Origin of the sequence: Pseudomonas sp. Pseusp3 (genome assembly GCF_047304225.1) — a bacterium.
Taxonomy (GTDB): domain Bacteria; phylum Pseudomonadota; class Gammaproteobacteria; order Pseudomonadales; family Pseudomonadaceae; genus Aquipseudomonas; species Aquipseudomonas fluorescens_CD.
Map to the genome: position 1 here is coordinate 1 of NZ_JBGLYV010000127.1, position 14,535 is coordinate 14,535.

The window sequence follows — 14,535 nt, forward strand, 5'->3', positions numbered from 1 at the left end:
GCCGCGACGGGCGCTGCCGGTTGCGGTGGCGCGGGGGGGTGCTCAACAGCCTTTGGCGCTGGTTTCGCTACCGGTTTGGCAACTGGCTTGGGCTTGGGTACCGGCTTCGGTGGAGGAGGCTTCACGGCCAGTTCGTCTTCCACCGGTGGTGGCGGCTCAACCACTGGCTGCACGGGTTGCGGTGGCACAGGCGCAACCACCGGTGGCGCCGGACGCGAGAACTCGATGGTCATCGGCGGAATCTGCGGCGGCACGACAGGCAACACCGTGGTCGGCTGTTGATTGACCCAGTAAATCACCGCGCCATGCACCAGCAACGCCAACACACCGAGCAGGATCGTCTCCCGTCGACTCAAGATGCCCTTGGGCGCGCGCTGCAAACGCAACTGGCCCAAGGGCACCCGGTGCGGTCGACCGAGGTCGACCAATTCACCACCGGGTGCCTGGCGCCACAGCACTTCATGTGCACTGACGGCGGTCTGGACATTGCCCATTGCTTCACTCCCTGCGGTCTCTTTGCGGATAACCCGAAACATCGTGTGAACATCCCCCCGACGACATCCCGGTGGAGAAATCATTGGCTGGAACGCTTAGTTCTTAAAGTAATTTTTAATGACTTATTTAGACCGATAACGCATATGCAAAACCCGTCGCTCAGCGCCAGAGCCCGCTATCCAAGGGCTCTGGCCCGATGGCGAAAAACCGATGCCTTGCCTGCATTGAAAATATTCATTCAAGGCATGCTTTTTCACCGTCAGAAGTCGTATCGGCCGGTCACGCCCAGCGTTCGTGGCGTGCCGAGCAGGCCTTCATAACCGCCGTTCGCGGCAGCCCATAGCGTCGTGTAGTAGGTTTTGTCGAAGGCGTTTTTCAGCCACAACGAAACGTCCCACTGCCCCTGGTTGAAGTCGCCGCGCAGGCCGGTGGACAGGTTGACCAGCGCATAACTCGGGATCTGGCCGAAGTCGGAATCTTCCACCGTGCCCACCGCTTTGGAGCGGAACGCGTAGCTGGCGGTGACGTACTCTTCGAAGCCGTTGCTCAGGTTCCACTTGTATTCGCCGTTGGCGTTGCCGATCCATTTCGAAGCACCCACCACTTGGTGTCCGGTGAGGTCGCAGGACGCTGGAGCGCCCGGCGCCAGGCTGACTTCCGGCGGGCACGGCGCATCCTTGTACGAGAGGTAGCTGACGTCGTTGTACGAGCCGTTGATGTTCAGCGTCAGGCCGCGCAACGGGATCAGGGTGCTTTCCAGTTCCACGCCACGGGAGCGCACCGAGCCGGCGTTGGTCAGGAACTGCACACGATTGACCTCGTCGAAGGCGTTGGTCTGATAGCCGTTGACCTGGGTCCAGAACACGTTGGCATTCAGTAGCAGGCGACGGTCCCACAGGGTGCTCTTGAAACCGAGTTCGGCGTTGTTGGCGCGCTCGGTACCGATCAGCAGCGAATCGGGGCCAGCCACAAGCGCCGTACCGACAGCCAGATTGACCCCACCGGATTTTTCGCCATGGGACAACGTGGCATAGGTGAGCAGGTCGTCGGTGAGGCGGTAGCTGAGGTTCAACAGGCCCGAGGGACTGGCGCTGTACTGGTTCAGATCGCCGGAATCGAAGGCCCCTGCGCGAGCGCGTCGTGCCGCGGCCGCCGCACCGGTAACCGCGACACCACCGGCCGGTGCATCACGGGTCACCCGGGCGTTTTTCTCCTCATAGGTGCCGCGCAGGCCGGCGGTGAAATCCAGGCGCTCGGTCAGGTGCCAGGTGCCTTGGGCGAAAAGGGCGAAGCTGTTGGTTTCGATATGACCGTTGCCGATGCTGTCGACGTTGTTCAGTGCACCATTCGGGGTGCCATTCCAGATGTCCGCTTGCGGGCCGTTGAAGGTGAAGGATTTGTTGTCCAGGTCGGAACCGAAGTAATAGGCGCCGAGCACGTAATCGAAGAATCCGCCGGTGGGCGACGCCAGGCGAAATTCCTGGGAATACTGCTTGTCCTCAACCGAAACGCCGGCGTTGAAGAAGGCGGACACGTTCAGGCCGTCATCATTGCGCGGGGTGAAGTTCCACCAGCGATAGGAGCTGATGGACGTCAGGGTGAAGTCACTCGGCAGCGCCCAGTTCGCCTCGACCGAGGTGCCGCCCTGGTGCACGGTGACGTGCTGGTCGTTGTTCAGGTTGACCTTGCGGTGCGTACCGTCAACCAGTGTCGCGCCCGCCGCATTGGCCCGGCGCTGGTAAAGGTTGATGCCATTGATGGTCGGCCCGGTGTTGAACAACACACGGGTGCCGGCGCTGGAGTCTTCTTCGTTGTAGTCGCCGATCCAGCGCAGGTTGAACGCTTCGTTCGGCTTGAAAAGCAACTGGGCGCGAAAGCCGTCGCGCGAGCCACCGTTGAGGTCATGGCCGTCGAATTCGTTCTTGATGTCGCCGTCGCTGCGGGTGCGATACGCAGAAAAACGTCCGGCCAGCTCGTCGTTCAGCGGCCCGGAAATCGTGCCCTTGGTCTGGAAATAACCATCCTCGCCCACCGACGATTCGATGCTGCGCTCCGGGGTAAAGGTCGGCGCACGGGTGCTGATGTTGATCACGCCGGCGGTGGTGTTCTTGCCGAACAAGGTGCCTTGCGGACCGCGCAGCACTTCGAGCTGCTCGATGTCCATCAGGTCGAACACCGCCATGCCCGGCCGGCCGAGGTAAACGTTGTCGAGGTACAACCCGACGCTGCCTTCCAGGCCATCGCTGGCCGGGTTGTTGCCCAGGCCACGGATCGACACGCTGGACTGGCGCGCATGCATGTAGGCGACGTTGACGCTGGGCACCAGTTGCTGCAAATCCTGGATGCGATAGACCCGCTGGACTTCCAGCGTCTGGCCGCTGACCACGCTCATGGGCGTCGGCACATCCTGCGAACTTTCTTCGCGGCGGCGCGTAGTGACCGTCACGGTTTCCAGTTGCGTATTGTCAGCCGTGGCGGTTTTTGCGGAGGGGGTTTCAGGGGTGGTGCTGTCGGCCGCATAGCCTTGGGTCCAACCGGCGCTGCCTGCCAGCAGCAGGGCCAAAGGCAGGCGTTTGAGCCGTTGGTGTGACGAGGTTTGAGCGAAGTGCAACGGACTCATAAGGCGGGGTTCCCGATCAAAAGAAATTCTTTATTGCTTGAAAGGCCGCCTTCGCGAGCAAGCCCGCTCCCACACTGACCGTGTGAACACTGGAGATCCCCTGTGGGAGCGGGCTTGCTCGCGAAGGCGTCGGCTCAGACGCCGCCGATATCCGGCCCTTTCACCGTCTGACTGACCTGCCCATTCACACCCACCGGCACTTCACCCTTGAGCGTCACCCGGCGCACGATCCGGTCCTGAGTCCCGTAGTCATCCACCGCGTAATGCTGTGTGGAGCGGTTATCCCAGATCGCCACATCGCCCGCCTTCCAGCGCCAGCGCACAATGTTTTCCTGGCGGATCACGTGGCTTTGCAGCAAGCCGAACAGGTGCGCCGAATCAGCCTGGGAATAGCCCTTGATGCGTTTGACGAAATGCCCCAGCAACAGGCTCTTCTCGCCGCTGACCGGGTGCACGCGAACCACCGGGTGCTCGGTCTCGTAGACGGTCGAGGTGAAGATCTTGCGATAACGCTCCAGCTTCTCGGCCGAGACGTCCGGCCGGGTACCGGCGTAGTCGTATTCGTTGCTGTGCACGGCGACCAGTTTGTCGGCCAGCTCACGCAGCTCCGCCGACAACCCGTCGTAGGCGGTGGCGGTGTTGGCCCACAGGGTGTCGCCGCCGAAAGCCGGGGCCACCACCGAACGCAGGATCGAGGCTTTGGGGTAGGCCTCGACGAAGGTCACGTCGGTGTGCCAGGAGCTGGCTCGCTGGCCTTCGGCACCGTCCAGTTCCAGCAGAAAACGCGTGCCTTCGCGCACCGGTACGGTCGGGTGCGCCACCGGTTCGCCGAGCAGGTGGGCGAACGCTTCCTGGCGCTGATCGTCGAGTTGGGTCTGCTCGCGGAAGAAGATCACTTTGTATTGCAGCAGCGCCTGTTGAATGGCTTCAACAGTGGCGGCATCCAGCTCGCCCGAAAGCTGTACACCACGGATTTCGGCACCGATGCGACCGGCCACCGGGTGGATCTCAAGCGCGTGAACAGTGGGTTGTACTGCGAAAGCGGCATTGCTCATGGGTAGACCCTCATCAGACTGCTTGCGGTTGAACCGGCCGCGAAACACTGCTCTATCTATATTCAATTTAGATCTAATAGATATCTACATGCTTCGTTGACGGAATAAGAGGTTGCATTTAAAACCTCAGTCAACCCTCGTCGCAAATGCCTTCGAGCTATTTTTAGGATGCCGGAAAAGCATATGGATCTTCGCCAGTTGCGTTACTTCATCGCCCTCGACGAACACCGCAGTTTCGTGCGCGCAGCCGAGGCCATGGGCATTACCCAGCCGGCCTTCAGCCGCAGCATTCAGGGGCTGGAGCAGGAGTTCGGCTGCGTCCTGGTGGACCGTGGCAACAAGGACTTGCGCCCCACTCCCGAAGGCTTGGTGGTGCTGCAACACGCCCGCAGCCTGGTGCAGGGTGCGGCGTTGCTCAGTGCCGAAGTGACGCAGATGACCAAGCTCGATGCCGGTGAGCTGCGCTTTGGATGCGGCCCGGCGCCGGCGGTGAAACTGGTACCGGATGCGGTGGCGCAATTCATCAATGCACACCCGAAAGTGCGCACCTGTTTCGAGGTGGATAACTGGGAAAAACTCAGCCGTGCCCTGAGCCGTGAAGAGATCGAATTCTTCATCGCCGACATCCGCCATTTCGAGTCCGATCCGAACTTCCAGACCCAGCCATTGACGCCCAAGCGCGGCGTGTTTTTCTGCCGCCCCGGGCATCCGCTGCTGGCCAAGGAGAGCCTGTCGACCAACGACATGTTCGATTACCCGCTGGCGACCACGAAGATCCCGCCAGGCATTCGCAAACTGCTGGCAAACCTCAGTGGCCGGGTGGATTTTTCGCCCACCATCGAGACCGAACATTTCCCGGCGCTGGTGAAAGTGGTGCTGCAATCCAACGCCATCGGCGTGGGAACGCAAGAGGCGTTTATCGAGGACGTTGCCCAGGGGTCGCTGGCGCTGTTGCACTGGCGCAACCTGCCGCAGAACATCGAGAGCATGAATGCGCGGTGCGGGATTGTCAGCCGCACGGGGTTCCGGTTGTCACCGGCGGCGCGGGCGATGATCGAGACATTGGTGGCGGTGGACAGGCAGCAGATCAGCGTTGCGGTTTAGGGCCCCTTCGCGAGCAAGCCCGCTCCCACATTGGATTTGTGTACGACGCAAATCCAATGTGGGAGCGGCGGTGCGGCGATCCGACTTGCTCGCGAAAGCGTCCGCATTGACGACAAAAATTCAAAGTTTCGCAGCCGCCAACTGCGGCGCCACCCAATCACTGACCTTGAACGACTTGCGAATCAGCTTCTGCTGCGAAGCCAGATCCACCGCATCCTGCAACTTGCCAAGGAACACCGGGTCAAGCGTGGAGGGAAATACCTCGCTCAGTTTCTGATCCTTCAGATCCTGCGTGAGGATCACCGCCGGATAACTCGCCAGCCCCGACACCAGCTGGATGTAGGCGTCCTTGTTGCCTTCCTGGGTCAGCCACGTCACCGCTTGCTGTTGGGCCTTGAGCAGTGTGGCGACCGCCTCCGGGTGCTCGTCGACAAACTTCCCGGTGCCCACCAACACCGCCTGCACACTGCCAGCACCCTCCAGATCCTTGGTATTGAGTGGCAATTCGGCCAGCCCCTTGGCCTGCAAAGCCGTGAGCCCGGAACCGCCCCACGAGGCATCGATCTGCTTCGCCGCCAGCGCCGCGACCGCGGCGTTGAAGTCGAGGTTGATGACTTTCACGTCCTTCTCGCTCAACCCCTGGCTGGCCAGCGCCGCATCGAAGGACAACTGGCTGGCGGTGCCACGGAAGATTGCCACGCGCTTGCCCTTGAGGTCTTGCAGGGTCTTGATCCCCGAACCCGGCACCACGCCGAGGTAATGCTTGACCCCGCGCGCCGAGGCGCTGAGCAACCGCGTATCCAGGCCGTTGGACTTGCCGATGATGGCTGCCAGGTCGCCGAGGTAGGCCAGGTCCACCTGACCGTTGGCGAACGCCTCGTTGATCACCGGGCCGGCGCCCTTGAAGAAGCTCCACTGAATCTTGATGCCCTGTTCGGCAAAGGCCTTTTCGAAGATCTGTTGATCGCGCAGTACGTCCACAACACCGCCACCTGAGTGCTGGGTACCGGCACTCAGGTCCGGCACGGCGATGCGGATTTCCTTGAGCTCACTGGCGTTGGCCGTGAAGGCCAGCAGACCCGCCAGGGCCGGTGCGGCGAACAGACTGATGACACGCTTGAAGGGAAGGTTCATGGGTGCGGCTCCTTGGGCAACGGGCGTTGAGGAGCCGAAAGTAGGCTGAAGTGGAACCAACACTTAAATACTATAAATTCACATTTTTAGACCATTTAGATCTATATCAACGCCTGCGGACCTCTCCGCGGCGTATGCCTTGGCAGCATCAAAAATATTCTTCGAATGCATTGGATGCAGTGGCTTATGGAGGCCTTAAATGGTCTCGCTTATCTCTCAATAGCATTGATTTTAATTTTTATAGATCAATTTTGCATACGCCTAGAAACCTGTGGGAGCGGGCTTGCTCGCGAAAAGGGAGTGTCAGTCGCTTCATGGCTGCCTGATACACCGCTTTCGCGAGCAAGCCCGCTCCCACAAAAGGCAGGCCTGTATTGCAACCCGACAACGGAGGTCACCCATGGCCCGTGTTTCTCTGCTCAGCCTGCCATTGCCCGCGCCGTCGCTTGAAAGCAAGCAGCGCTGGCCGAGCCTGAACCATCGGCTGTTGCCATGGTTGTTGCCAACTCTCCTGTTCAGCCTCTGGTGGCTCGCCAGCCGCAATCACTGGATGAGCGAGCAAATCCTGCCGGCTCCATCCCTGGTCTGGAGCAGCGCCGTTGAATTGTCCCAAGGCGAGCTGTGGAGCCACTTGTGGATCAGCCTGCAACGCTTGCTCTGGGGCTTGCTGGCCGGGATCAGCGCAGGCGCTGTCCTGGGGGCGGCACTGGGTTTCAGTCGTCGCCTGGAGCGCCTCGTGTTTCCAACCTTCGCCGGGTTGGCGCAAGTCCCGACCCTGGCCTGGATTCCTTTGTTCATGGTGTTTTTCGGCATCGGTGAAGTGCTGAAGCTGGTGGTGTTGATCAAGGCCATCGTGGTGCCGGTGACCCTGCATACGTTGGTCGGCGTGCGCGATGCGCAACCAAGGCTGCGCGAAGCCGCCGCCGTGTTGCGCCTGCCCAGGCACCTGTTGATCCGACGCCTGGTGCTGCCTGCCGCACTGCCGGCATTCATGGCCGGTGTGCGCCTCGCCCTGGCCGCCGGCTGGACTTCGCTGCTCGCTGTCGAACTGCTCGCGTCCAGCGAAGGCATCGGTTACCTGATGGTCTGGGCACGACAGTTGTTCATGCTCGACATCGTATTCGTGTGCATTGTGGTGATCGGCTTGATCGGCGTGGCGATGGATCGCGGCATCGGTCTGCTGGACAGGAAACTGGTGCACTGGCCGCACCCCGCCACCGCCGAAATCCGTCGCGGAACGCGTTATCAAGGCTGGCAACGCCTGCAACCGTGGCTGCTGCCACTGGCGCTTCTGGCGTTGTGGCAACTGGCCTCGGATCAGCAGTGGATCGACGCGAACATTCTGGTCAGTCCGCTGGCGGTCTTGCAGACCACTTGGAGTGGTTTGCTCGACGGCACACTGCTTGGCGGCATGGCCCTGAGCCTGGGCCGAACCCTTGGCGGGTTGCTGCTCGGTGGCGGGTCGGGGTTTGCATTGGGGCTGCTGCTGGGGTTGTCGCGTACCAGTGAACGGGTGCTCGGCCCAACCCTCGCCGCCATTCGCCAGATCGCCATTTTCGCCTGGGTGCCGTTGCTCACCGCGTGGTTCGGCCTGGGCGAATTGGCCAAGTGGGTGTTCGTTGCCCTCGCCGCATTTTTCCCGCTGTTTATCGCCACCCAACGCAGCGTTGCCCACCTGTCACCGCAATTGAACGAGGCCGCGCAGGTGTTGCGCCTGAATCTGCGTCAGCGCCTCGGTCGACTGGTGTTGCCGGGCGCCGCGCCGGGAATTTTCGCCGGGCTAAGGCTGAGCCTGATCTACGCCTGGCTCGGCACCATCGGCGCCGAATATTTCATGCCGTCCAACGGCGGCATCGGCAGCCAGATGATCGGCGCCCAGCAACTGCTGCGCATGGACCTGATCATGGCCGGCATGCTGCTGGTGGGCCTCACGGGTGCCCTGCTCAATCTCATTGGCCAACGCCTGGAAATCCGCGCCACTCGCTGGAGACACGCATGAACACACCGATTGTCAGCTTCAATCACGTGGGCAAAACCTTCGACGTCGATGGCTTCGAACTGGAGGCCATTCGCGAATTCAACCTGGACATCGCCGAGGGCGAGTTCGTCGCCATCGTCGGCTCCAGCGGTTGCGGCAAATCCACGTTGCTGCGGCTGCTGGTGGGCCTCGATACGCAATTTCACGGGCAGATCAGCGTGGACGGAAAAGCTGTCACGGGCATCGGCGGCGAGCGCGGCATCGTCTTCCAGGAACACCGCTTGTTCCCGTGGCTGAGCGTGGCCGACAACATCGGCCTGGGCCTGGTCAACGAACCATTGAGCGCTGCGCAAAAGCAAAAGCGTATCCATGACTTCATCGAACTGGTGGGCCTCGGCGACTTCGCCCGCGCCTATCCGCACCAGCTCTCCGGCGGCATGGCGCAACGCGTGGCCATTGCTCGCGGCCTGGTAGCCAGCCCACGGATTCTGCTGCTGGACGAGCCCTTCGGCGCCCTCGATGCGCTGACCCGCCAGCAGATGCAGGACGAACTGCTGGCGATCCGCGCGCGGGCAAAAATCACCACCGTGCTGGTCACCCACGATGTCGAGGAAGCGATCTTCCTCGCCGACCGCGTGGTGGTGATGGAGCCTCGTCCGGGCCGGATCAAGCAAGTGGTCGACATTGCCCTGCCCCATCCGCGCCAGCGCAGCAGCTTCGACTTCCACCAATTGCGCGAAGAACTGCTTCACGAGCTCACCAGCGACGATCACTACCAGCCCCCGGTGCCGGTGCAGGTCCGCGATCTGCCGCTGTCCTTCATTGCCTACTGAGAAAGGAAATTCTTGATGCCGCAACGCCCCAACTTTCTAGTGATCCTGGCCGATGACCTCGGCTTCTCCGACCTCGGCGCCTTCGGCGGCGAAATCAGCACGCCGAACCTCGACGCGCTGGCCAACAATGGCCTGCGCCTGACCGACTTTCACACCGCACCGACCTGCTCGCCGACCCGTTCGATGCTGCTGACCGGCACCGACCACCACATCGCCGGCATCGGTACCATGGCCGAAGCCCTGACCCCGGACCTGATCGGTAAACCGGGTTACGAAGGGCACCTTAACGACCGCGTGGTCGCCCTGCCCGAGCTGCTGCGCGAGGCGGGCTACCAGACGTTGATGAGCGGCAAATGGCACCTGGGCCTGACCGCAGAACTGGCGCCCCACGCCCGGGGTTTCGAGCGTTCGTTTTCGCTGTTGCCCGGCGCGGCCAACCATTACGGCTTCGAGCCGACCTACGATGAAACGACGCCACGGCTGCTGAAATCGACGCCGGCGCTGTACATCGAAGACGACCAATTCATCGATGAACTGCCGAAGGATTTTTATTCTTCCGATGCCTTTGGCGACAAGCTGCTGCAATACCTCAAGGAGCGCGACCAAACCCGACCGTTCTTCGCCTACCTGCCATTTTCCGCACCCCACTGGCCGTTGCAGGCGCCGGCCGACGTGGTGGAAAAATACCGCGGACGCTATGACGCCGGCCCTGAAGTGCTGCGACTCGAGCGCCTGGAAAAGCTCAAAAAACTGGGGCTGATCGAGGCCGATGTCGAACCCCATCCGCTGATCCAGCTGAGTGCACAGTGGGATGCCCTGAGCGACGAACAACGGCAGATCTCCGCTCGTGCCATGGAGGTTTATGCGGCAATGGTCGAGCGCATGGACTGGAACATCGGCCGCGTCGTCGACTACCTGCGCCAGCAAGGGCAACTGGACAACACCTTCATCCTGTTCATGTCCGATAACGGCGCCGAAGGGGCATTGCTGGAGGCGTTCCCGAAATTCGGCCCGCAGTTGCTGACCTATCTCAACCAGCATTACGACAACAGCCTGGACAACATTGGCCGCGCCAATTCCTATGTCTGGTACGGGCCGAATTGGGCGCAAGTAGCGACCGCGCCGTCTCGCTTGTTCAAGGCCTTCACCACCGAAGGCGGAATCCGCGTACCGGCGCTGGTGCATTACCCGCAGCTGCCGCTCAAGGGACAGATCAGCCACGGTTTCGGCACCGTGATGGACATCACGCCGACCATTCTCGACCTGGCCGGCGTGCGCCATCCGGGCAAGCAATGGCACGGCAAACCCGTGGCGGAAGTTCGCGGGAAGTCGTGGCTTGGGTTCCTGTCGGGCGAGACCGCGCAGGTGCATGACGAACACACCGTTACCGGGTGGGAACTGTTCGGTCGGCGGGCGATTCGACAGGGGCAATGGAAGGCGGTGTACATCCCGGGGCCGGTGGGGCCGGCGACCTGGCAGCTGTATGACCTGGGCAACGATCCGGGGGAGATTCATGACCTGGCGTCGAGCCAACCGCAGAGGCTCAGTGCCTTGATCGAACATTGGCAGCGCTATGTGGATGAGACCGGGGTGATCTTGAGTGAGTCGCCGTTTCAGCCGGATTGATATTGCCTGATCCGGCCCCTTCGCGAGCAAGCCCGCTCCCACAATGGCCGGTGTGATGCGAGGATCTCATTCACACCGATAAACCCTGTGGGAGCGGGCTTGCCCGCGAAGAGGCCCTTTCAAACGACTACTAAGCCTGAGCTGTACGCACCTTGTCCCCGACCACTTCTTCCTTGCGCTCAAACCGGTTGGCCCGCGCAAACGTGCCGAAATCATTGAACCGCACGCCCATCTCGCGCATCACCTTGTGCCCCACCGGCACGGTGAGCTGGCGGATGTAGAACGGTTCCTTCACCACAAAGTGATGGATCCCGTGGCTGCTGCCAAAGTTGAAGCAGAACGCCTGCAACGGCCACAGCCACCGTGCGTTCAGCACCTGGCACTGCTGCATCACGTTCCCCGGCTCGATGTCACCGTAGTAATGCATGTTCGAGCTGATGAAATGCAGGCAGAACGTGCGCAACACGTTCGGGCCGATGATCACGACTGCCGCGATGTCGATCACCTGCATCACCGACAACGTCGTCGCCGACCACTCGATCGGTGCGCCCATCAGTTGCGCCACGCCATTCGCTGCGTGGAAACCGAGAAACACATACCACGCGCCCCAATGCATCAACGCCAGCGGCGCGTAGACCTTCAGCGTGCGCTGGATGATGCTGAACTTCATGGCCCAGCTCTTGGCCCGCAGCATGCGGATCAATGACGACATGATGTTGTCGCCAATCATCAGGAACCGTGCGAACCCCCATGGCTCGCCGTTGGTGATGGCGCGTTCCTCCATGTCGGCTTCGGAGCCGGAGACCTTGTGGTGGTTGAGGTGCAGGTGGCGGCGAATCCACGGGTTGATGGTGCTTGGCCTTGCCAGCCACACCAGGCCCATCATCAGATTGTGCGGCACCTTCTGCTTGCGGAAGTACATGCTGTGGATCAGGTCGTGCTCCAGCTCGTGGGTCAACGAGGCGAAAAACCCATTGAGCAGCAGGCACGCCCACCAGGCCATGTGCCCGGTCAGGTAGAGCGCGGCCGAACCGATCATACCGGCCAGGGCGAAGGCCAGAATGCCTGCGCCGAGGGCGTCCTGATGCTTGAGAATCGGGTATTGCTCGCGCAATTCGACGCCTCTGGCCAGCACCACTTCACGGATATGGGCTGATCGTTGAGCTGCATTCAGTCGTTGGGGGCTTGCAGAAGTACGGTCCATGCTTCCATCCTCTGGTTATTGATGGTTGCATCCTGCCTTGCGTACCCTAGCAACGCGGTAGCCGAGAACGCCAACCTGTTGACCGGAAGCGCCAATCAGCATGACCGAACCGACCTCACTCGCCAGCTGGACCCGCGCCCTGCGCAAGCAACTCGATGCCCTGGGCATCGACAGCACCGCGCTGTGCCATCAAGCGGGGCTCGATCCACAGTTGATGGACGACCCGAACGCCCGATACCCGCTGTCAGGCACCACACAGCTGTGGGCGTTGGCGGTACAGGTCAGCGGCGACCCGGCGATTGGCCTGCGGGTTTCGCGCTTCGTCAGCCCGACCACCTTCCATGCGCTGGGTTATGCGCTGGTGGCCAGCGGCAGTTTACGGGAGGTGTTCGAGCGCATCGTGCGTTATCACCAAGTGGTCAGCGACGCCCTGGAACTGGAGCTGACCCGCGCTGAGGATCGCTACCGTTTCCGTCTGAAAATCCCTTCCGGCAACCCGGCCCCGGCCTTCGAAGCCATCGATGCGTTCATGGCGATCTACGTACGCACCTGCCGCAATCGCCTGGGCCGCGAATACGCGCCACTGGCGACCTACCTGCGCCGTCCGGAACCGACAGACGCACACCAATGGCATAAAGTCTTTCGCTCGCCCGTGCACTTCGGCGCCGAAGAGGATCGACTGGAATTCTCCCTCATCGACTTCGACAGCCACCTGGATGATGCCAACCCGGAACTGGCCGAACACAATGAAACCGTGCTCAAGCGAACCCTGGCGCAACTCAAGCCGCTGACGTGGGAGCGCAAGGTCCGCGACGCCATTGAAGAACAACTGCCCGAAGGCGAACCCAGCGCCGAGCACATCGCCAAGGCCCTGCACCTGAGCCTGCGCAGCCTGCAACGACACCTGGCGGATGAAGGCTGCCGGTTCGATACGCTGCTCAACGAAAGCCGCGAAAACCTCGCGCTGCTGCACCTGCGTGACCCGCAGGTGTCGCTGAGCGAAATCAGTTATCTGCTCGGGTTTGCCGACACCAGCAGCTTCAGTCGCGCGTTCAAGCGCTGGACGGGGATGACACCGGGGCAGTTTCGGGATGGGTTGCGGTGACAGATCCTGGAGGTGGATTGCCTTATCCGGCCTCTTCGCGAGCAAGCCCGCTCCCACATTGGGCCTGCGTGAACTGTTAAATCGTGGCCAGTGTCCGTAACCGGGCAGCGTCGAGGATTTCAATTTCGCCGTAACTCAGCCCAATGATCCCCTGTCCCTGCAGTTCCTTGAGAATCTGGTTGGTGGTCTGGCGCGACAGCGACAACATTGAAGCAAGTTGCTCCTGGGGCAGTTGCAGAACGCGGCGCGCAGGGATGGTCTCGCCATAGCCTTCGGCGATCATCAACAAACGGTGCGCCAGCCGTGCCGGGGCCGGCAACAGGCTCAATTGTTCGAGGTTGATGAAGGTCATGCGTAATTTCTGGCTCATCAGCAACGCCAGTTGCCGCCAGTGCTGCGGATGCTCGTCGAGCAGTGCCAGCAAGGTGTTCTGGGGAATGTGCAGCAGCGTGCACTGGCCCACGCCGTACGCATCGTGGGTGCGTGGCTGGCCATCGAACAGGCAGATTTCACCGAACCAGTGTGGCGGTTCCACCAGGCTCAGCAACGCTTCCTTGCCCTGCTCGCTCACGGCACCGACGCGCACCGCGCCTTCAAGTACCGCGTACAGGCCGCAGGGCGGATCGCCGCGCTTGAACAGCCGCTGGCCCGCAGACAAGCGCCGCACCCTGGCCACCGACAGCAGACTATCCTGTAGGGAAACAGGCAAATGGCTGAACCACTGACCGCTCATCAGGCGTGGACGCCAAACCTGCATATCCATGAAAACTCCTAGAGATTGTCGCCTGGCTGACAGAGCGAGAAGTGGCCCCGGGGCATGATCAGTCACCCCACAGGAGAACAACAATGAAAAGCCTCGTCGACCACCTCAGTCAATACGCCGCCTACCACCGTGACCCACGCAACATCGCATCGCACTTTATCGGCATTCCGCTGATCGTGGTCGCCGTCGCGGTGTTGCTGTCTCGGCCGCAATGGTCGCTGGGCGGCGTATGGCTGTCACCGGCGGTGCTCGTCTCGCTGGCATCGGCGTGGTTTTACCTGCGTCTGGAGTTGCGCCTGGGCGTGTTGATGACCGTGTTGCTCGGGCTGAGCGTCTGGGCCGGTCATGCGCTGGCACAGCAAAGCACGCTGGTGTGGCTGGGCAGCGGCGTGGCGATGTTCGTGATCGGTTGGGCGATCCAGTTTGTCGGCCATCACTACGAAGGGCGCAAACCGGCATTTGTCGATGACGTGACCGGGTTGATTGTCGGGCCGCTGTTCGTGGTGGCGGAGTTGGCATTCATGCTGGGAATGCGGCATGAGCTGAAAGAGCAGATCGAGGCGCGGGCGGGTGGGGTGCGGGTCAATCCGAAGCGTGCTGCAGTCTAGATCGCCATCG

11 protein-coding genes and 1 pseudogene are annotated in these 14,535 nt (G+C 61.6%); 6 read left to right on the forward strand and 6 right to left on the reverse strand.

Features of this window, described 5'->3' with window-relative positions; all coding sequences use genetic code 11:
- The 3 genes and pseudogenes from ACCD00_RS27260 to ACCD00_RS27270 all read right to left on the reverse strand — a co-directional run.
- Positions 1–494, reverse strand: a pseudogene (locus ACCD00_RS27260) (energy transducer TonB); the annotation flags it as partial.
- A 260-nt stretch (positions 495–754) separates the two neighbouring features.
- A complete protein-coding gene (locus ACCD00_RS27265) occupies positions 755–3,115 on the reverse strand; it encodes a TonB-dependent receptor (protein ID WP_413428379.1) in 2,361 nt (786 codons plus the stop codon).
- A 134-nt stretch (positions 3,116–3,249) separates the two neighbouring features.
- Positions 3,250–4,170, reverse strand: a complete 921-nt coding sequence (locus tag ACCD00_RS27270; protein ID WP_413428380.1) for a TauD/TfdA dioxygenase family protein — start codon at positions 4,168–4,170, stop codon at positions 3,250–3,252.
- 183 nt (positions 4,171–4,353) lie between these two features.
- Between ACCD00_RS27270 and ACCD00_RS27275 the strand changes: the two genes are divergently transcribed.
- Complete coding sequence (locus ACCD00_RS27275) at positions 4,354–5,274, forward strand: LysR family transcriptional regulator (protein ID WP_413428381.1); 921 nt, start codon at positions 4,354–4,356, stop codon at positions 5,272–5,274.
- Between the two features lie 120 nt (positions 5,275–5,394).
- On the opposite strand, the gene ACCD00_RS27280 is transcribed toward ACCD00_RS27275, so the two are convergent.
- The gene (locus tag ACCD00_RS27280) at positions 5,395–6,408 is read right to left on the reverse strand and encodes an ABC transporter substrate-binding protein (RefSeq protein WP_413428382.1); all 1,014 of its coding nucleotides are present in this window, start codon (positions 6,406–6,408) and stop codon (positions 5,395–5,397) included.
- 400 nt (positions 6,409–6,808) lie between these two features.
- Here ACCD00_RS27280 and ACCD00_RS27285 point away from each other — a divergent pair, with 400 nt between their 5' ends.
- Genes ACCD00_RS27285 through ACCD00_RS27295 form a run of 3 tightly spaced genes read left to right on the forward strand, consistent with a single transcriptional unit; the run spans position 6,809 to position 10,845 of the window.
- Positions 6,809–8,407 (forward strand): ABC transporter permease, encoded by a 1,599-nt coding sequence (locus tag ACCD00_RS27285; RefSeq protein ID WP_413428383.1) that lies wholly within the window; start codon positions 6,809–6,811, stop codon positions 8,405–8,407.
- A complete protein-coding gene (locus tag ACCD00_RS27290; RefSeq protein ID WP_413428384.1) occupies positions 8,404–9,219 on the forward strand; it encodes an ABC transporter ATP-binding protein in 816 nt (271 codons plus the stop codon). Before ACCD00_RS27285 ends, ACCD00_RS27290 begins: the two co-directional genes overlap by 4 nt.
- A 15-nt stretch (positions 9,220–9,234) precedes the next feature.
- Positions 9,235–10,845, forward strand: coding sequence for an arylsulfatase (locus tag ACCD00_RS27295; protein ID WP_413428385.1), 1,611 nt, complete (start codon positions 9,235–9,237; stop codon positions 10,843–10,845).
- Positions 10,846–10,975: 130 nt separating this feature from the next.
- On the opposite strand, the gene ACCD00_RS27300 is transcribed toward ACCD00_RS27295, so the two are convergent.
- Complete coding sequence (locus tag ACCD00_RS27300; protein WP_413428386.1) at positions 10,976–12,049, reverse strand: fatty acid desaturase; 1,074 nt, start codon at positions 12,047–12,049, stop codon at positions 10,976–10,978.
- 100 nt (positions 12,050–12,149) lie between these two features.
- On the opposite strand from ACCD00_RS27300, the gene ACCD00_RS27305 reads away from it, so the two are divergent.
- Complete coding sequence (locus ACCD00_RS27305) at positions 12,150–13,154, forward strand: AraC family transcriptional regulator (protein WP_413428387.1); 1,005 nt, start codon at positions 12,150–12,152, stop codon at positions 13,152–13,154.
- A gap of 76 nt (positions 13,155–13,230) precedes the next feature.
- On the opposite strand, the gene ACCD00_RS27310 is transcribed toward ACCD00_RS27305, so the two are convergent.
- A complete protein-coding gene (locus ACCD00_RS27310; protein ID WP_413428388.1) occupies positions 13,231–13,917 on the reverse strand; it encodes a Crp/Fnr family transcriptional regulator in 687 nt (228 codons plus the stop codon).
- A gap of 83 nt (positions 13,918–14,000) precedes the next feature.
- Between ACCD00_RS27310 and ACCD00_RS27315 the strand changes: the two genes are divergently transcribed.
- Positions 14,001–14,525 (forward strand): DUF962 domain-containing protein, encoded by a 525-nt coding sequence (locus tag ACCD00_RS27315; protein ID WP_413428389.1) that lies wholly within the window; start codon positions 14,001–14,003, stop codon positions 14,523–14,525.
- Positions 14,526–14,535: the final 10 nt, after the last annotated feature.

Excerpts from the sequence above, each read along its gene's own strand:
- ACCD00_RS27265 (WP_413428379.1), bottom strand. The coding sequence starts at position 3,115 with ATGAGTCCGTTGCACTTCGCTCAAACCTCGTCACACCAACGGCTCAAA.
- ACCD00_RS27270 (WP_413428380.1), bottom strand. The coding sequence starts at position 4,170 with ATGAGCAATGCCGCTTTCGCAGTACAACCCACTGTTCACGCGCTTGAG.
- ACCD00_RS27275 (WP_413428381.1), top strand. The coding sequence starts at position 4,354 with ATGGATCTTCGCCAGTTGCGTTACTTCATCGCCCTCGACGAACACCGC.
- ACCD00_RS27280 (WP_413428382.1), bottom strand. The coding sequence starts at position 6,408 with ATGAACCTTCCCTTCAAGCGTGTCATCAGTCTGTTCGCCGCACCGGCC.
- ACCD00_RS27285 (WP_413428383.1), top strand. The coding sequence starts at position 6,809 with ATGGCCCGTGTTTCTCTGCTCAGCCTGCCATTGCCCGCGCCGTCGCTT.
- ACCD00_RS27290 (WP_413428384.1), top strand. The coding sequence starts at position 8,404 with ATGAACACACCGATTGTCAGCTTCAATCACGTGGGCAAAACCTTCGAC.
- ACCD00_RS27295 (WP_413428385.1), top strand. The coding sequence starts at position 9,235 with ATGCCGCAACGCCCCAACTTTCTAGTGATCCTGGCCGATGACCTCGGC.
- ACCD00_RS27300 (WP_413428386.1), bottom strand. The coding sequence starts at position 12,049 with ATGGACCGTACTTCTGCAAGCCCCCAACGACTGAATGCAGCTCAACGA.
- ACCD00_RS27305 (WP_413428387.1), top strand. The coding sequence starts at position 12,150 with ATGACCGAACCGACCTCACTCGCCAGCTGGACCCGCGCCCTGCGCAAG.
- ACCD00_RS27310 (WP_413428388.1), bottom strand. The coding sequence starts at position 13,917 with ATGGATATGCAGGTTTGGCGTCCACGCCTGATGAGCGGTCAGTGGTTC.
- ACCD00_RS27315 (WP_413428389.1), top strand. The coding sequence starts at position 14,001 with ATGAAAAGCCTCGTCGACCACCTCAGTCAATACGCCGCCTACCACCGT.